Raw genomic sequence first — 16509 nt, 5'->3', positions numbered from 1 at the left:
AGCGGATCGAGCCTGCCTTTCGGATTCATACGTGCACGCTGGCGCATCGAGACGAAACCAAGAAATGCCGTCTATTCGAAAGTTTTTCTTTCCCGAGAGGCGCGCACCAGGACGTCCGGGTTCATCGTGCCCAGCGGATCGAACGCGCCTTTGAGCCGCGCCATGAGCTCTCGCTCCACCAGGCCGCGATTGCGGTCGGCCATGACCACCTTTGCCCGGCCAAGCCCATGCTCGGCGGCAAAGCTGCCGCCCATCTGAGTGGCAAGAGATGACAGCGCCTCTGCGAACAGCTCGGCCTTGCCGTCGAAATCGGCACGACCTTCCGGCGGAGACAAATTGTCATGGATGTTTCCGTCGCCGAGGTGCCCGAACGGGTTTATCCGCACACCGGGAAGAATGCCGCCGCAGATCTTCGCGCCAGCCTCGACGAAACGGGCGATTGCACCTGGAGGGACGGAGATGTCGTGCTTGAGTTGCTCGCCTTCCAGCCTTTGTCCCTCCGGTTGCTCCTCGCGCAGCCGCCAGAATTGTGCCCGATGCGCACCTGTCGCCGCCAGCGCGCCGTCGCTAACCAGGCTCTGTTCCATGCCCCATTCCAGAGCCGAAGCCAGGATCTCGTCCAGGGGAACGCGTGACGACCCCGATGCCAGTTCGACCAGCAGATAGACGTCGCCCCGTGTCTCCAGTTGGTAGGCAAGGTCGGGCACGTGCTTGAGCGCCAATCGCAGGCCCACATCGGAGAAGAACTCGAGGCCAGTCAGGAATTCCCCGGCCTCGCCGCGCAGGAAGGCGCCGAACGAAACGGCGGCTGCAAAGCCGGGCAGGACCAGAAGGGCGCTCGCTTGCTGCCGAGGCTTGGGGTAGAGCCGCAGGATCGCGCGCGTGACGATGCCGAGCGTGCCCTCAGCGCCACAGAACAGCTTGCGCAGTTGATAGCCGGCATTGTCCTTCTGCACCGCGCGCAGTCCGTCCCAAATCCCGCCATCAGGCGTCACGACTTCGAGACCCAGGACGAGATCCTGCATCATGCCGTATCGGAAAGCCTGGCTGCCGCCGGCATTGGTGCCGATCAGGCCGCCGATCCTGGCGCTGCCTTCGGCGCCCAGACGCATTGGAAACATCAGGCCATTCGGTTCCAGCGTCTCGTGCAGCGTTGCCAGCACGACACCCGCCTCGACGACGATCGATCCGCTGTCCAGATCCGGCTTCCCGATCGCCGTCATGCGTGACAGCGAGACGATCACCGCATTCGGCTGCTCGGCGACGGCGGCGCCGCAAAGCCCGGTGTTCCCGCCCTGTGGCACCACCGCCAGCCCTGCCTCGCGACATAGCTTGACGACACTGGCAACCTCCGGCGTATCTGCGGGCCTGGCAACGCCAAGAGGTGCGACGCCATAGCGATTGAGCCAATCGCGCCGGTAGGGCTCGGCATCCCGGCCCGAAAGCCAGCCTTTCGGCCCGAGAATCTCGTGCAGCGCGGTGGCGTGATCGGTCACTGATCTACCCGAGTTAGCTGAGGGCGTGCCGAGCGACACGTCCGGATCGTTGCTTTCCAATCAATGACCCAGCACCTGCGACAGGAATTGTCGAGTGCGCTCGTTGCGGGAAGAGGTGAAGAACTCGTCCGGAGGCGCTTCTTCGAGGATCTCGCCGCCGTCCATGAAAAGCACCCGGTCCGCCACGCGACGCGCAAAGCCCATTTCATGCGTCACGCAGATCATCGTCATGCCTTCCGAGGCAAGCGTGACCATGACGTCAAGCACTTCGGAAACCATTTCCGGATCGAGCGCCGAGGTCGGCTCGTCGAACAGCATGATCTGCGGCTGCATGCAAAGTGCGCGTGCAATGGCGACGCGCTGCTGCTGACCGCCGGACAATTGGCTGGGATATTTCATGGCCTGCTCGGGAATGCGCACCTTCTCCAGGTAGTGGCGGGCGGTTGCCTCGGCTTGCGCCCGCGGCTGCTTGCGCACGATCATCGGGGAGATCATGCAGTTCTCCAGCACCGTCATGTGCGGGAACAGATTGAAGTGCTGGAACACCATGCCGACTTCACGCCTGATCTCGTCGATATTGCCGACATCGTCGTTGAGCTCGGTCCCGAGCACCGCGATGCGGCCGCCATTGTGCTGTTCGAGGCGGTTGATGCAGCGGATCATCGTCGATTTGCCGGAGCCGGAGGGTCCGCAGACGACGATTTTTTCGCCCCGTTGTACGGAAAGGTTTATCCCGCGCAGTGCTTGGAACGTGCCGTAGTATTTGTCGAGGTTTTCGATGCGGAGCGCCGGCTCACCGGTCGAATTGGTTGAGATCACCTGCACGCCTCCTTACCGTTCGCTGACCGACATGCGGCGCTCGAGAAAGGCGCCATAGCGGGATAGGCTGAAGACGAAGATGAAGTAGATGAAGGCGATGAAGGCATAGACTTCGACATAGGCGAAGCGCCATTCGCCGGTGCCATAGGCGGCATTGCCGGAAGCCAGGATCTCGAAGAAACCGACGATGACCACCAGCGAGGTCTCCTTGAACGAGATGACGAACTGGTTGATCGTGGCCGGCATCGCGTTGCGCATTGCCTGAGGCAGGAGGATGCGGCTGATGCGTTGCCAGTAGCGCATGCCGAGCGCCATGGCAGCCTCCTCCTGTCCTGTCGCAACGCCCTGCATGCCGCCTCTCACGATCTCAGCCTGATAGGCGGAGAAGAACAGAGCGGAGCCGAGGATCACGCGGTAAAGCTTATCGCCCTGCAGCCATTGCGGCAGCGCGAACGGCAGAACCACTGCAAAGGTGAAGAGGATCGATATCAGCGGAAGCGACCGGACCCCGTCGATGATGAGGCCGGTGGTCCGCGAAATCCAGGGCAGCTCCGACCGGCGTAGCAAGGCCAGGCAGATCGCCAAGGGGAAACCGATCAGGCAGGTGGTAACGAAGATGAACAGGGTCAGCGCCAGCCCGCCCCAGGCTTCCTCGCCGACATGGGCAAGGCCAAGCACGCCGCCTTTCATCAATAGGTAGAAAAGGCCTGTTCCGGCTCCCCATACCAGCGCGATCCGGCGGCCCGTCCAGAACGCCGGGATACAGCTCAGCACCGTCATCACCACAACGGCGACGCAGGCCAGCGCCGAGCGCCATTGTTCCTCGTAGGGATAGAGGCCGAAGAAGATGATCCGCCATCTCGCTGCGATGACCGACCAGCAGGCTCCCGCTGTCGCCTGGCAGGCTTCCGGCCCGCCGCTGGTGGTGAAGACAGCCGAGAAAACCGCCCAATTCAGCAGCTTCCAGACCAGGAAGACCATGATCGTCAGACAGGCCAGCGACACCACCGCCTGAAGCGGCGTCGCGAAGAAGCGTCGCCTCAGATCCTCAAGCCTGCCGGGAGCGGGTGGAGCGACAATGACCATCTCCATCTCTCAGCCCCTCAGTTGATTGCCCTTGAGGGCAATTGCCTTGTTGATGCGGTTGAAGACGGCGGCAAGGCTGAGGTTGATGGCGAGGAAGCCTGCCATCAGGATGCCGATCGCTTCGAGGGTTTGCCCGGAATGGTTGATCGTCAGCGCCACAATCATGAAGAAGTCGGTGAAGCCCACGGCGATGCCCATCGTCGTCGCCTTCATCAGCCAGACATACTGATTGGCAAGGATCGGCAGCATGGCACGCAGCGCCAGCGGCAGCCGCACCAGCGTGAAGACCCGCCAGGGACTAAGGCCCAAGGAAAGGGCTGCCTCGACCTGGCCGGTGCCGACAGATTTGAAGCCTCCGCGCACGATCTCCGCAATGTAGGAGCCGCCATAGATGGCGATGGCGATGGCGAGGGTGGCGAACTCCGGAGGGATACGCAGGCCGCCTCTCAGATTGAGGCCTTGCAGGGCAGGGAAGTCCAGCAGCGGCGTATCCGGCAGACGTCCGAGAGCCAGAATGATGGTCGCGCAGGCCAGTGCCGCTGCGGCGGCGGCAAACTGGATGGTGCGCCGCTGGCCGATCGGCTGGGCAAGGAGCGACGTCCTGCCCAGCCAGGCCGGCAGCACGATGGCCGCGATCACAGCCACTGTGGCTGCGGCAAACGCGGCACTGCCGACGTTCGGGAATGGGATGTAGAGTCCTCGGCTGGTGAGCAGGAAGCCCCAGGCTTCGTGCGCGCTGCGCGGCGTCGGCAGGTGCGTGATGATCGCATACCAGAAGAAAACCTGGAGGATCAGCGGAATGTTGCGGAAGATGTCCACATAGGTACGGCCGAGCAGCCGCGCCAAATCGTTCGAAGACGTCCGCGCCAGACCGACGATCGTTCCCACGATCGTCGCCAGTATCAGGCCGACGCTCCCCAGGAACAGCGTGTTGATGATGCCGATGAGGAAGTACCACCAATAGGGATCATTGGCCGTGGCGGGCAGCAGCGAGAAATTCACATCCCAACCCGTCGACTTGAACAGAAAGTCGAATCCGGAGGTGATCCCCTGATCAGCCAGGTTGCGGCGGGCGATCACGATGCCGGCAAGCACCATCGCGGCGATCGAGCCGACATAGAGGACCTGCAACAGCGCGTTGCGGACCTTTTGATTTCTCAGCAGGCTGACCATCCAAAGATCCTTGCCGAATTGTCGCCGACCCCGCCCGGCTGTGCCGGGCGGGGCCTGGAGCGGGTGAGTTAAGGACGGATCAGTCGATCACCAGCGGGAACAGGACACCGCCATTGTTCCAAAGGTTGGTCAACTCGCGGTCCATCTTGTAGGGCGAGTCCTTGCCGAGGTCGCGCTCGAAGATTTCGCCGTAATTGCCGACGTTCTTGATCACCTTGTAGGCCCAGTCATCATCGAGACCGAGACCCTTGCCCATGCCTGGCGTGACGCCGAGGAACTTGGCGACTTGCGGCGAGGTCGGCTTGGCCTTGACCTCGTCGACGTTCTTGGAGGTGATGCCTTCCTGCTCGGCGAAGATCAGCGTGCTCAGCGTCCAGTTGGCGATGTCAACCCAATTGTCGTCGCCTTGGCGCATGATCATGACTTCAGGCTCGACGGCGAGCACGTCGGGCAGGATGACATGGTCGTCGACCTTGCTCTTGGCGATGCGCGCAATGGCGAGCGTCGGGCCCCACTGCGCATAGAGATCGCAGCGTCCGGAGAAATAGGCCTGCTCGAGCTCCTCGGTCTTTTCGATGAGCACGGGTTCGAGCTTGATGCCAAGCTTGGCCGTATAGGCCGCGACCTGCTGTTCCTGCGACGTGCCGGCGGGAATGCAGATCGTGCCGCCGGCCGCATCCTTGAGCGACTTGAGGTTTAGCTCCTTGTGCGCCATCACCTTGGTCGTTCCGAGGTAATAGGACATGGAAAATTGCAGGCCGAGCTCGGTGTCGCGGCTGAGCGTGCCGCCTGACGCCTTGATGATGATGTCGACATCGCCCGATTGCAGGGACGGCCAGCGCTGCGCCCAGCTGATCGGAACGACCTTCAGTTTTGCCGGGTCGCCGAGCACGGCCGTGGCCACCGCCCGGCAGAGATCAATGTCCATGCCCTTCCAGTTGCCCTTGTCGTCGACTTCGGCGAAGCCGAGGTAAGACCCGTCATGGCCGGTGCAGTTGAGCACGCCGCGCGCCTTGACGGCTTCCAGCGTCTTGCCGCCGGCGGCTTCTGCCGGCGCTGCAAAATGCACAAGTCCAAGGGCCATGGCTGCGGCCCCCCATTTCATCGTCTTCATGTTCCGTCTCCACTGTTGAGGTTGTTTGGTTTCTTGTTGTTGGAGGCCCAAAAGTTCTCTTTCGGAGCTCGGTCTCAAAGCCGCTCCTAGTCGGAAAGCGGGGTCGGTTTCGGCACGGAGGAAATCTTCAGATCGCTGCCCCAGTCCTGCCGGGCGAGCCATCGGTGAAGGGCGGCGACCGCCTTCACGCGCAGGTGCCCGCGCGGGACGATCAGGTAGAATCCAGGAACTTCTTCCGGCCGCATATCGGCAAGGGCGTCGCGCCCGACCGGAGCGACCAGCGCGCCCGACCTCAAATCTTCCTCGGCGTCGATGACGGAGACGAGACCGACGCCGATGCCTTGCAGGGTTGCACGGCGCATGGTCGCGGCATCGTCGAAGCTGATGCTTTGGTTGCCGTCCGTCTGCTCGATGGCAAGGTGGCGTAAAATGTCTGGCCAAAGGCGCTTCGACTTGACGGTGTCCAGCAACGTGAACAACGTCAGGTCCTGCGCCGACTTGATGCTCTCGCCGATGGCCGGAGTGCAGCAGATGACCTTCGGATCAGGCACCAGCAGTATGGTCTCGTAGTCCGGCCAATTGCCGTAGCCCCACTGGACGGTCATATCGATGTCGTCGCGTCCGAAATCGGGCAGATCGACCATCGTCGTCAGGCGCAGATCCGCACCGGGCAATATCTCCCGGAACAGAGATAGGCGAGGCAGCAAATAGTGGGTCGCGAAATAGGGGCTCGCATTCAGGTTGATGCGGTCCCGGTAATTCGACTTGGTGACGCGGCGAACACCTTCGGAAAATTCGTCGAACCCAGCTTTGACATAGTGCGAGAGAAGGATGGCAGACTCGGTCAATTCGACCGACCGCCCCTTGCGTTCGAACAGTGTCACCTGAAGCGTGTCCTCCAGTAGCTTGATCTGCTGTCCGACGGCCTGCGGCGTGACCAGCAATTCATCCGCCGCCTGCCGGAAGCTCTTGTGCTGCGCGACGGCGTGGAAGACGCGAAGCGCATTCAGCGAGGGAAGGCGAAGCTTGCCGGTCATCGTCTATTCCACCTCCTTTCGCTTGCGTTCCTGTTGGACAATTCAGCGCCGCCGGCGCGCGAAAATAGCTCAGGCGTATATATAACCACCTGAAACAATTACGTTTTCTCCGGTCATGTAGGTATTCTTGGGGCCGCCGGTCATGAGAACCCACTCGGCAATCTCCGCAGGCTCGGCGCCACGACCCAGCGGGCTCGCCTTGGCCAGTTCCTCGAGGAAGCCGAGGGCCTTGGCCCGCTCCGTGGCCATGCCTGCGGGGGCCACCGAATTGACCAGGATCCCGTGTTTTGCGACGTCATGGGCAAAGGAGCGCGTCAGGCTGACCACGGCGGCCTTGGTTGCCGCATAGTGGGCGTTCTGCGGATGCGCCTTGAAGGCATCGACAGAGGTCAGGTTGACGATCCGGCCACGCACATGGCTCTTCGGCTCCTGCGATTGCATGTGGCGAACGGCTGCCACCATCATATGATAAGTGCCCTTGATGTTGATGCCATTGGAGGCATCCCAATCGGCGTCGCTGATCTCGAGGAGCGGGCGGCGAGGGTAGATCGCGGCGCAATTGATCAGCGTGTCGATACGCCCGAGCTTCGAAACGATGGCGTCGAAGGCGGCGTGGCACTGAGGGCCGACCTGGATGTCGCACAGGGCGGCCGCGGTCGGCAGGCCGTTGGCCTTTGCCGGTGCGAGAGCGGCTTCGGCGGCGTCCTGGTTGATGTCGATGATGCCGATCTTTGCAGCCCCGGCCTCTACAGCCATCCTGGCCAAAAGCGCGCCGAGGCCAGCGCCGCCGCCTACGATCAGAACGGAAAGATCCTTCATTCCAGTTTTTCCTTACTTGGCGCCGCTTGGCGAGGTTGGCCATGTCGGCATGATGTCGAAACGGGTAACGTCGGCCCATGCGGGCAGGCCGAGTACCGCGACCACCATTCCGGCCACGTCATCCGGCTGCACCACTTTGCTGGCGTACATGGCCGCGCGCGCCTTTGCGTCGAGGATGTCCTGGTAGAGCTGCGTCTCGACACGGCCGGCGACGATCTCGGTGACACGGACGCCTGATGGGGAGAGGTCGGCGCGCAACGCGGCGGCAAAGCCTGATATCGCCGCCTTGGTGGCCGAATAGACGGCAATGTTGGAATATGCCGCGTGGCCCGCGGTGGAGCCGGTGAACAGGATGTGGCCAGCCTGCCGCTCGCGCATCTGCGGAACGACGAGGCGGGTAAGCAGGATTGCCGCGCTGAGGTTGACCTCCAGCGTGGTGTCGATGTCGGAGATTTTCATGTCGGCGAAATTGCCCAACGGTGGCATGATCCCGGCATTATTGATCAGCACGTCGATGGTCAGATCCGCCAGAACAGCTTCCAGCGCCTCGCGATCGGTCACGTCGACGGCGATGGGCACGATGCCGGATCGCTCGGCCTGCAACGCCTTGAGCGCGGCCTGGCTGCGCCCGACCGCATAGACATCGTAGCCGGCGTCGCTCAGTGCGATCGTCATGGCCCGCCCTATGCCGCTTGTTGCACCTGTGATGAAGGCTGTCGTCACGTTGGCTTCCCTGATTGCCTGATTCAGTCTGCGGCCTGGGCCGATGCCGCGAAACCAAGAAAACCAGCAAAAAGGAAAGATAAACTTTCGAATTCTCTTCTCCCGCCCGAAACCTGGACAGGTGGTGACCTCGGCGCCGAGGCTGAAAACCGAAGGAAACGACGGGAAAACGATGTTCTCAACCTGCGGGAAACGGTTCAGGTCAGCTGGCGGAGCCAAAACATGGCTTTCGCAATGCGGTGGCTAATCTGGGTGAGTGCGAATGCCTGGGTGATCGAAGCCGGGGCCTATCCGCCGGTCGAAACAGGCCTCTTCATATCGGTAAAGAGCGAGGCCGCAGCCGCCTGCTGCTCTGCCTCTGTCGCCGCGACGCCCGAAGCCCGTGCCAAAGCGCGCACACGCCCGAGGCTGTTGTGCAGATGCTTGCGCATGGCCTGGCGAGCGGCACGACCGTCCTGCCTTTCGATGGCATCCACGATGGTTTTGTGCTCGTTGTGAATGCGTGCGTAATAGCTGTCCTTGAGCGCCGGCGTGACCACGTAGCCCAGTTGAAAGCGTGGAACGATCATCGGCCTGAGATAGCTCAGGAAGCCGTGGATGAATTCGTTGCGCGCGGCTTTGGCGATCGCCAGATGGAAATCATAGTCATAGTGGATCTGGACCACAGCGGGATCCGCTTGCTGGGCGTCGACCTGTTCCATCAGGGTTCGGATTCCACTCGCCTCCGCATCGGTGCGCCGTTCCGCGCATAGCCCGGCGGACTCCACTTCCACACTCAATCTCAGTTCGAGCAGGGCAATGGTTTCCGGCAAGGTCCTCAGCGCCTCGTCCGGTATCGAGAAATTGCGCGGCGCCGGCGTTTCGCTGACGAACATGCCGCGGCCCTGCTGCGGCACCACCATCCCTTCGGAGCGCAATCGCGCCACCGCTTCCCGCACCACCGTCCGGCTGACGTCGTACTCGGCACAAAGCTCCGCCTCGGTCGGCAATTGCGCGCCGGGAAGCAGAGATCCGGAACGGATCTTTTCGGACAGACTCTCCGCCACGACAGTGGAAAGCGGTTTGCGCTTCGTCATCAGTCTCCCCTTAGCCAGATTCGCGATGATGCCCGAACCGGCAAGGCCATTCAAACCGCCGCGGTGACGATCAGCTCGACCAGCATTCCAGGCTTGGCCATCCGTCCTTCGCCGGAAGAGCGCGCGGGTGCATGCTCCTTCGGCATCCATCCGTCCCAGACCGTGTTGACCTCGTCGAAATCCCTGATGTCGTCCAGCCACATCTGCACGTGAAGGATACGTGTCTTGTCCGTACCGGCCTTGGCAAGCAGGACGTCGACCTTGCCAAGCGCCTCGCGCATCTGGTCGGCTGCGGACTGACCCGGCTTTGCGACCTGGCCGGTGAGGTAGAGGGTGCCATTGTGGATGACCCCGTGGTGGATGCGGGTGTCGAAGTCGAAGCGCTTGATGTCACTCATTGGATTGTCCTTGTCAGATTTCCGGCCTCCGCCGGATGGGTCAGATTTCCGGCCTCCGCCGGATGGGTCAGATTTCCGGCCTCCGCCGGATGGACTCAGATTGCCGGCGTCTGGCGGATGGGGTTTCCCTGCAGATATTGTGCGTAGGGCGCCTGAACGAGCCAGCCGGCGTCGACGGGCAGGGTGACGCCGGTTATCGATGCGGCCCGGTCGGAGCAGAGGAACAGTGCGGCCTCGGCAACGTCGCGCGGCTCGACGAAGCGGCGCAGCGCGGTGGTCGCCTGGATGGCTTCGGGGTTGCGCTCACCCTTGGCGATCCTGGCTTTCAGCCCGTCCGAAAGCGTGTAGCCGGGTGCCACCGCATTGACGCGTACGCCGTGCGGACCGAGCTCGGCGGCCAGGATCTGGGTCAAGGCCAGGACGGCATGCTTTCCGGGCGTGTAGGCGGGCAGGGACAGCGGCGCGAAGGAGGCAAGCGAGCCGACGTTCAGGATCGCGCCTCGCCCGGCAGCCGACATCAGCCGACCGAACACCTGGCAACCCAGCAAGGTGCCGCGATAGTTCACTCGCCACATCCTCTCGTCTTCGTCCAGATCCTGGTCGAGGACGTGCTTGCCACTCTGCAGGATGCCGGCGCAGTTGACGACGACGTGCGGGGTACCGAACGCGTCGCTGACGGCCTGCGCCAGCGCTTCCACCGAGCCGGATTCGGCGACATCGGTCTGGACAAACAGCGCGCGCGGTGCGCCGACCGCCGCGCAGGCGCCAACCGCCTCATCGCCCCGTGCCGCATCCCTGCCGGCGACCACCAGATGGTAGCCGTCCTCGGCGAAGCGCAGCGCTATCGCGCGTCCGATGCCGGAAGTGCCGCCGATGACGACGGCCGTCAATGTCTCAGCCATTGCCGCGACCCTTGCCTTCGATGTCGAAGAATTCGGACATGGCCCGGACCTGGAAATCCATCATCGGGCGCCCCGGCTGAATGCGGCAGCCAATCTCTTTCGCCGCCTTTAGCAGGGGGGTCTCGGCGGGCTCCATGATGATGTCGACGACCGTCATGTCCGGGGTCAGCCGGCTCACATCCAGCGGCAGCGGGTCGCCGGCGTGCATGCCGACCGGCGTGGCGTTGATCGCCATATGCATGCCGGAAGGCTCGGCCTCTCCAACCTGGATGCGGCATTTCGGGAAGACCTGCGCGACCAGCGCCGCCAGTTTTTCGGCGCGACCGGTATCGATGTCGGCCAAGCGGATTTCCTCGGCACCGGCTTCGGCGAGACAATAGGCCAGGGACGCGCCGGCGCCGCCGGCGCCGACCTGAAGGATGCGGCGGCCGGCAATCTCATGTCCGCCTGCCTTGAGGCCATCGATAAAGCCGACGCCGTCGAAATTGTCGGCGTACCAGCTGCCATCGGGCAGCCGGCGCACGGAATTGGCGCTCTGCACCCTCGCGGCGCGGTCGTGAGCGGCGGTGCATTTGTGATAGACCGCAACCTTGTACGGCACCGAGATGATCACGCCCCTGATATTCTCGGCTGCCGTAATGCCGGCCCAGAAGGCCTCGAAATCCTCTGGGCGGCAGCTCAAGGGCACCATGAGGCTGTCGAGGCCCTTCTGCTCGAAGATCTCGTTGAATATGCCGGGGCTCTTGGCATGGGCCACGGGATGGGCCAGCATCACGAAGATCTCGGCCTTGCCGGTTCCGCGCATCGGTTTTACTCCTTTTCTTTTGACAGTTCGTGGCCGCTGAGGATCTCCAGCGCCTGGACGAGGGACGAGTGGTCGGCCTCCGCGCCGCCTGGTCGGGCTGAGCAGGCGCTCATCAGTTGTTGCGCCATCGCGGTGTTCGGCAGCGAGACGCCAAGCGCGCGGGCGCTTTCGAGCGCGAGGTTGAGATCCTTCTGGTGAAGCCGCATGCGAAAGCCCGGGGCGAAGGTCCGGGCGATCATGCGCTCGCCATGCACCTCCAGCACGCGGGACGAGGCAAAGCCGCCCATCAGCGCGGCGCGCACCTTTGCCGCGTCGCAACCGGCCTTGCTGGCAAAGACGAGCGCTTCCGCCACGGCCTCTATGTTGAGCGCGACGATGATCTGATTTGCGATCTTGCAGGTCTGGCCGGCGCCATTGTGCTCGCCGATCAAGGTGATGTTCTTGCCCAGCGTCCGAAAGATCGGCAGCGCGCGCTCGAACTCTGCGGTCGGCCCGCCGACCATGATGGTGAGGCTCGCCGCCTTGGCGCCGACCTCACCGCCCGAGACCGGGGCGTCGAGGTAGCCGGCTCCCGCTTGCCGCAGTTTCGCTGCGAATTCCGCAGTGGCGATAGGGCTGATCGAGCTCATGTCGATGACCAGCTTATCGGCCGACAGCCCCTCCAGGACGCCGTTTCCTCCAAGCAGGACACGCTCCACATCTGGCGTGTCGGGCAGCATGGTCACGATGATCTCGGACATCCGCGCCACATCGCCAGGAGAGGCGACGACCGATGCCCTAAGGTCCTTCGGCAGAGGGGAGCGGTTCAGGACCGTGAAGATCTCATGTCCCGCGTCGACGAGATGGTGCGCCATCGGTGCTCCCATCACACCGAGCCCGATGAACCCGATCTTCATTCTTGAACCCCTGTACGAAGGTTGGTGCGTATTGCATCTTGCAGCAAATTATTGCCGTATGATATAGGACATCATACAAATTTCAACGTCCTTTCGCTCATCGGAGACCGACCGCAAAATGCAAGAGCGCCTCAACACGCTGAAGGCTGCCGTGTCGGCCGGCCGGACCCATATCGGCATCTGGTGCTCGCTGGCTTCGGCCCTGACGACGGAAATTGTCGCGGGCTCCGGCGCCGGCTGGCTGCTGATCGATGGCGAGCATAGCCCCAATCATCTGCGCAGCATCATGGCCCAGTTGCAGGTCATGGGCGGCTTCGACAGCGAGGCCGTCGTCAGGCTGCCTTCCGACGATCCCAATCTGATCAAGCAGGCCCTGGATATCGGTGCGCGCAGCCTGATGATCCCCAATGTGCGGACGGCCGATCAGGCCCGCGCCATTGTCGCGGCTATGACATATGCGCCTGGTGGATTTCGCGGCTTCTCGGTCGGTCACCGTGCCAACGGCTTCGGTCGCATCGCCGGTTACCACGCCAAGGCGCGTGAGCAGCAGCTTCTCGCCGTACAGATCGAGGATGAATTAGGCGTCGCCAATGCCGCGGAAATTGCGGCAGTGGACGGCGTCGACGTTCTCTTCGTCGGACCCGGCGACCTTTCCACCAATATGGGTGCGATGGGCAATCCCGGGGCCGCACACGTTCAAGAAGCGATCGCCTCGGTGCGCAAGGCGGCAACGGCGGCAGGCAAGGCCAGCGGGATCCTGGCTCCCGCAAAGACCGATGCCGACCGCTACCTCGCCGACGGCTTCACCATGGTTGCCGTTGGTTCCGACCTCGGCCTGCTGGCGCGGGGCTCGGATGCCTTGGTCGCTTCGTTCACTCAGTAGACCGGAGATACAGCCATGCCGATCCCCCGGTACAAAGCGCCGTCACGCACCGCCTACGACATCGTCATCGTCGGCGGCGCCGTCATCGGTTCGTCCACGGCCTACTGGCTGAGCCAGGCGCTGGGCAGCGGCGCCTCGATCCTCGTGGTCGAACGCGACTCGAGCTACGAATTCTCGTCGACGGCGCTCTCCACCAGTGCGATCCGGCAGCAATATTCCAATCCGATCAATGTGAAGATCAGCCAGTTCGGCATCGAGGTCATCCGCGGATTTCAGGAGCGTATGGCACCTTTCTACAAGGACGAACCGGCGCCCGACCTCGGCTTCAAGGAGCATGGGTATCTTTACTGCTGTTCACCCGACGGCGTCAAAGCGGCCCGCGAGCGCGTCGATCTGCAACGCAGTTTTGGGGCCCACACGGTGTTTCTTGAGCCGGGCCCGCTGAAGGATCGCTTCCCCTGGCTCAATGTGGAGGATCTCGGTGGCGGTTCCTGGGGGGCCAGGGAAGAGGGCTGGTTCGATTCCGTGGGGCTGATGAACGGTTTCCGCCGCGCAGCCCGCGCCAGCGGCGTCGAGTATATTGACAATGCCGTGACAGGGCTGGACATCGCCGATGGGCGGGTCATCTCGGTGCGCCTCGCGACCGGACAGACGGTTGCCTGCGGAACATTGGTCAACGCCGCGGGCCCGCGCGCTCAGCAGGTGGCCGCCATGGCCGGCCTGTCGATCCCGGTCGCGCCCTACAAGCGCTACAGCTTCGTCTTCGCCAGCGCCAACCCGATCCCCGGCCGGATGCCCAATGTCATCGACCTTTCCGGAACATTCGTGCGTCCCGAAGGCGAGCTTTTTCTCACCGGCAACACGCCGCAAGGCGACGGACCGGCCGGCTACGACGACTTTGAAATGCACCATGAAGAGTTCGACGACTACATCTGGCCGGCACTCTGGCACCGCATTCCGTCTTTCGACGCACTCAAGGTCCAGACCAGTTGGACCGGCCACTACGAGTACAACATGCTCGACCACAACGGCATCGTCGGCTTCCACCCGCAGGTGACCAATTTCATGTTTGCCAACGGCTTCTCGGGGCACGGGCTGCAACAGTCGCCAGCCGTGGGCCGCGCCGTTTCAGAACTTATCGTTCACGGGGCTTTCCAGACGCTCGATCTTTCGCCGTTCTGTTACGAGCGCATAGATCGCAACGAGCCGTTTCTCGAGGAAGCAGTGATCTAAAGCGAGACGATCGGTCACCCATTTTATCTCGGGCATTCAGCGTCCAATGAAATTGCATTTTAGTCAGAGACGTCGTGAAAACTACTCGCTCGGATCGCTCTATCTTAGCAGGGGCGTCACGAACCCACGGTCGATCGATTTGGTTGCGGCGCTGCCAGATCTCGGCCAGAGGAGGCCTCGTGGCGCATGAGGAAACGCTCTATGGCGCGGATGATGGCGATCAACAGCAGATTGATCACAAGGTAGAGCACGCCGGCAATGGCGAAGATCTCGAAGATTGCGAAGGTCTGGCTCATCAGCCGCTTGGCGTAGCCGGTGATCTCGAGCACCGTGATCGTCGAGGCAAGGCTGGTCCCCTTGACGACCAGGATGAGCTCATTGCCATAGGCCGGCAGCGCCTGGCGGATGGCGAGCGGAAACTCGATGCGCCGGAACCGCAGCATGCGCGACATGCCGCATGCCTGCGCCGCTTCGACGAGGCCAACCGGAACCGACATCAATCCGCCGCGCAGGATCTCCGACGTGTAGGCAGCCGTGTTCAGCGCAAGCGCCAGCACGGCGCAGCGCGCGCCGTCGCTGATCAACCACCACAAAGCTGCGTTGTCCTTGATCGAGGAAAGTTGGCCAAGCCCGTAATAGAACAGGAAAATCTGCACCAGCAGTGGCGTCCCGCGAAAGACATTGGAATAATATTTGGCAAAGCCTGACAGGAAGCGGTTCGACGACAGTCGCATCAGCGCCAAACCGAGGCCCAGATTGAAGCCGATCAGCACCGAGACGAACGTTAGTGCCGCTGTGACCCACAGGCCCTTGAGCAGGACGGGAACCGCTAGCTGGATGAGATCCATCATAACTACTTTCTCGTCCTCACCCTGAGCAGGCGTTCGATGCCGTCGAACCCGGCCTGGCTGACGAGCGTAATGGCCAGATAAACCACAGCCGCGATCAGGTAGAAGATGAACGGGTGGCGGGTGGAATTGGCGCCAATGAAAGAAATGCGCATCAGCTCCTGAAGGCCGACCACCGAGACCAGGGCCGTGTCCTTGATCGTGGTCTGCCAGACGTTGTTGATTCCGGGAACCGCGATGCGCAGCATCTGCGGCGCGATGATGCGGCGAAAGATCCGGCCGCCCGATAGCCCGAGCGCGCGCGCGGCCTCGATATGCCCATTGGGGATCGCGCCCAGGGCCCCGCGCACGACCTCGGTCGAATAGGCGCCGGAGATCGCGCCGATGGCGATGACCGCGATGACGAACGCATAGCCGCTCTCCGCGACCCCGGCATAGCCGAAAGCGGTCACGACCTTGGTCACGAATTCAACCGAACTGAAAAACAGGAGGTAGATGATGAGCAGCTCGGGCACGCCGCGCACCAGCGAGGTATAGGCATCAACGAGCAGCGAGAGCGGAAATATCCGGGCCCATTTGATCAAGCCGCAGACAATGCCGATCACCAGCCCGGCCGCCATGCTGACGAGACCCACCAGGATCGTTATCGACGCGCCACGCAGGATGGCGGTCACCCAACCCGCTTCCCAAACCTGCCAGAGACCGAATTCCATCTGAGTTGCCCTAGTCTTGTCGTGCCAATGAAGTGCATGCGCCCGGAGCTCCGGGCGCATGCGAGGGTTCCAAGGCGTTATTTGCAGGGCCGGGAAATGTCCGTCTTGAACCATTTCTCGCTTGCCTTGCCGACCGAGCCGTCCGCGATCAGCTCGCAAAGCGCCTTGTCGATCTTGACCTTGAGTTCGGTGTTGTCCTGCGCGATGCCGACGCCGATGCCTTCGCCAAGCGTCGGGTCGTATGTGCTCTTGATCTCAACACCGACCAGTTGGAAGTTCTTGCCGTCAGGCTTGTCCAGAAAATCCTGCAAGGCGGATTGATCGGCGAAAGCCGTGTCGATACGGCCGCTCGCCAGGTCGATCTGCATCTGGTCAAGCGTGTCGTAGGTTTTCAGGTCGGCATTCGGTGCACGCTTCTCGAGGAAATGCGCGTGGGTCGTGCCAGCCTGCACGCCGACCTTCTTGCCGTCGAGCGACTTCAGCAGCGT

The 16509-nt window shown here is 62.6% G+C and carries 18 protein-coding genes; 2 read left to right on the top strand and 16 right to left on the bottom strand.

Translation table 11 applies throughout. The annotated features are described in order from the left end of the window. Nucleotides 1-71 precede the first annotated feature (71 nt). The 13 genes from EN949_RS15145 to EN949_RS15085 all read right to left on the bottom strand — a co-directional run bounded on the left by EN949_RS15145 (nucleotide 72) and on the right by EN949_RS15085 (nucleotide 12344). Nucleotides 72-1496 (bottom strand): FAD-binding oxidoreductase, encoded by a 1425-nt coding sequence (locus EN949_RS15145; protein ID WP_127371716.1) that lies wholly within the window; start codon nucleotides 1494-1496, stop codon nucleotides 72-74. Between the two features lie 60 nt (nucleotides 1497-1556). After that, on the bottom strand, nucleotides 1557-2315 hold the full coding sequence (locus tag EN949_RS15140) for an amino acid ABC transporter ATP-binding protein (protein WP_027161621.1): 759 nt from the start codon (nucleotides 2313-2315) through the stop codon (nucleotides 1557-1559). Nucleotides 2316-2327: 12 nt separating this feature from the next. Beyond that, on the bottom strand, nucleotides 2328-3407 hold the full coding sequence (locus tag EN949_RS15135; RefSeq protein ID WP_063168725.1) for an amino acid ABC transporter permease: 1080 nt from the start codon (nucleotides 3405-3407) through the stop codon (nucleotides 2328-2330). Between the two features lie 3 nt (nucleotides 3408-3410). Beyond that, nucleotides 3411-4574: an ABC transporter permease subunit gene (locus EN949_RS15130; RefSeq protein ID WP_013530399.1), complete on the bottom strand. Its 1164-nt coding sequence runs from the start codon at nucleotides 4572-4574 to the stop codon at nucleotides 3411-3413. Between the two features lie 79 nt (nucleotides 4575-4653). After that, nucleotides 4654-5688 carry an amino acid ABC transporter substrate-binding protein gene (locus EN949_RS15125; protein WP_013530400.1) on the bottom strand — a complete coding sequence of 345 codons (1035 nt, stop codon included), beginning with the start codon at nucleotides 5686-5688 and terminating at the stop codon, nucleotides 4654-4656. A gap of 86 nt (nucleotides 5689-5774) precedes the next feature. After that, nucleotides 5775-6725, bottom strand: a complete 951-nt coding sequence (locus EN949_RS15120) for a LysR substrate-binding domain-containing protein (protein WP_127366698.1) — start codon at nucleotides 6723-6725, stop codon at nucleotides 5775-5777. 69 nt (nucleotides 6726-6794) lie between these two features. Next, a complete protein-coding gene (locus EN949_RS15115; RefSeq protein ID WP_063168723.1) occupies nucleotides 6795-7544 on the bottom strand; it encodes an SDR family oxidoreductase in 750 nt (249 codons plus the stop codon). Between the two features lie 12 nt (nucleotides 7545-7556). Then, complete coding sequence (locus tag EN949_RS15110) at nucleotides 7557-8267, bottom strand: SDR family oxidoreductase (protein WP_082826690.1); 711 nt, start codon at nucleotides 8265-8267, stop codon at nucleotides 7557-7559. A gap of 287 nt (nucleotides 8268-8554) precedes the next feature. Beyond that, a complete protein-coding gene (locus EN949_RS15105) occupies nucleotides 8555-9493 on the bottom strand; it encodes a FadR/GntR family transcriptional regulator (protein WP_245461935.1) in 939 nt (312 codons plus the stop codon). Further along, a complete protein-coding gene (locus EN949_RS15100; protein ID WP_013530405.1) occupies nucleotides 9394-9741 on the bottom strand; it encodes a RidA family protein in 348 nt (115 codons plus the stop codon). Before EN949_RS15100 ends, EN949_RS15105 begins: the two co-directional genes overlap by 100 nt. 95 nt (nucleotides 9742-9836) lie before the next feature. After that, the gene (locus EN949_RS15095) at nucleotides 9837-10643 is read right to left on the bottom strand and encodes an SDR family oxidoreductase (protein WP_063168722.1); all 807 of its coding nucleotides are present in this window, start codon (nucleotides 10641-10643) and stop codon (nucleotides 9837-9839) included. Further along, nucleotides 10636-11448, bottom strand: coding sequence for a shikimate dehydrogenase (locus tag EN949_RS15090; RefSeq protein ID WP_013530407.1), 813 nt, complete (start codon nucleotides 11446-11448; stop codon nucleotides 10636-10638). Before EN949_RS15090 ends, EN949_RS15095 begins: the two co-directional genes overlap by 8 nt. 5 nt (nucleotides 11449-11453) lie before the next feature. Then, on the bottom strand, nucleotides 11454-12344 hold the full coding sequence (locus tag EN949_RS15085; RefSeq protein WP_063168721.1) for a 2-hydroxy-3-oxopropionate reductase: 891 nt from the start codon (nucleotides 12342-12344) through the stop codon (nucleotides 11454-11456). A 118-nt stretch (nucleotides 12345-12462) separates the two neighbouring features. On the opposite strand from EN949_RS15085, the gene EN949_RS15080 reads away from it, so the two are divergent. Beyond that, entirely contained in the window at nucleotides 12463-13227 is a 765-nt protein-coding gene (locus EN949_RS15080; protein ID WP_063168720.1) for an HpcH/HpaI aldolase/citrate lyase family protein, read from the top strand. Nucleotides 13228-13242: 15 nt separating this feature from the next. Next, nucleotides 13243-14460: an FAD-dependent oxidoreductase gene (locus EN949_RS15075; protein ID WP_024503251.1), complete on the top strand. Its 1218-nt coding sequence runs from the start codon at nucleotides 13243-13245 to the stop codon at nucleotides 14458-14460. A gap of 116 nt (nucleotides 14461-14576) precedes the next feature. Here the strand turns inward: EN949_RS15075 and EN949_RS15070 are convergent, their stop codons facing one another. The 3 genes from EN949_RS15070 to EN949_RS15060 form a co-directional block, all read right to left on the bottom strand. Next, complete coding sequence (locus tag EN949_RS15070) at nucleotides 14577-15308, bottom strand: ABC transporter permease (RefSeq protein ID WP_063170307.1); 732 nt, start codon at nucleotides 15306-15308, stop codon at nucleotides 14577-14579. 5 nt (nucleotides 15309-15313) lie between these two features. Continuing rightward, entirely contained in the window at nucleotides 15314-16021 is a 708-nt protein-coding gene (locus tag EN949_RS15065) for an ABC transporter permease subunit (protein ID WP_063168719.1), read from the bottom strand. 77 nt (nucleotides 16022-16098) lie between these two features. Further along, nucleotides 16099-16509: transporter substrate-binding domain-containing protein (locus tag EN949_RS15060; protein ID WP_127371715.1), on the bottom strand; the 411-nt coding region annotated here is incomplete at its 5' end.

It is taken from the genome of Mesorhizobium sp. M7A.F.Ca.US.007.01.2.1, from assembly GCF_003998165.1.
Classification (GTDB): domain Bacteria; phylum Pseudomonadota; class Alphaproteobacteria; order Rhizobiales; family Rhizobiaceae; genus Mesorhizobium; species Mesorhizobium ciceri.
The sequence above is the reverse complement of the archived record's forward strand: the minus strand, read 5'-3'. Positions and strand labels throughout refer to the sequence as shown.

Bases quoted from the DNA above. Each gene is read 5' to 3' on its own strand.
- EN949_RS15135 (WP_063168725.1), bottom strand. From the start codon at position 3,407: ATGGAGATGGTCATTGTCGCTCCACCCGCTCCCGGCAGGCTTGAGGAT.
- EN949_RS15130 (WP_013530399.1), bottom strand. From the start codon at position 4,574: ATGGTCAGCCTGCTGAGAAATCAAAAGGTCCGCAACGCGCTGTTGCAG.
- EN949_RS15125 (WP_013530400.1), bottom strand. From the start codon at position 5,688: ATGAAGACGATGAAATGGGGGGCCGCAGCCATGGCCCTTGGACTTGTG.
- EN949_RS15120 (WP_127366698.1), bottom strand. From the start codon at position 6,725: ATGACCGGCAAGCTTCGCCTTCCCTCGCTGAATGCGCTTCGCGTCTTC.
- EN949_RS15115 (WP_063168723.1), bottom strand. From the start codon at position 7,544: ATGAAGGATCTTTCCGTTCTGATCGTAGGCGGCGGCGCTGGCCTCGGC.
- EN949_RS15105 (WP_245461935.1), bottom strand. From the start codon at position 9,493: ATGGATGCCGAAGGAGCATGCACCCGCGCGCTCTTCCGGCGAAGGACG.
- EN949_RS15100 (WP_013530405.1), bottom strand. From the start codon at position 9,741: ATGAGTGACATCAAGCGCTTCGACTTCGACACCCGCATCCACCACGGG.
- EN949_RS15095 (WP_063168722.1), bottom strand. From the start codon at position 10,643: ATGGCTGAGACATTGACGGCCGTCGTCATCGGCGGCACTTCCGGCATC.
- EN949_RS15090 (WP_013530407.1), bottom strand. From the start codon at position 11,448: ATGCGCGGAACCGGCAAGGCCGAGATCTTCGTGATGCTGGCCCATCCC.
- EN949_RS15085 (WP_063168721.1), bottom strand. From the start codon at position 12,344: ATGAAGATCGGGTTCATCGGGCTCGGTGTGATGGGAGCACCGATGGCG.
- EN949_RS15080 (WP_063168720.1), top strand. From the start codon at position 12,463: ATGCAAGAGCGCCTCAACACGCTGAAGGCTGCCGTGTCGGCCGGCCGG.
- EN949_RS15075 (WP_024503251.1), top strand. From the start codon at position 13,243: ATGCCGATCCCCCGGTACAAAGCGCCGTCACGCACCGCCTACGACATC.
- EN949_RS15070 (WP_063170307.1), bottom strand. From the start codon at position 15,308: ATGGATCTCATCCAGCTAGCGGTTCCCGTCCTGCTCAAGGGCCTGTGG.
- EN949_RS15065 (WP_063168719.1), bottom strand. From the start codon at position 16,021: ATGGAATTCGGTCTCTGGCAGGTTTGGGAAGCGGGTTGGGTGACCGCC.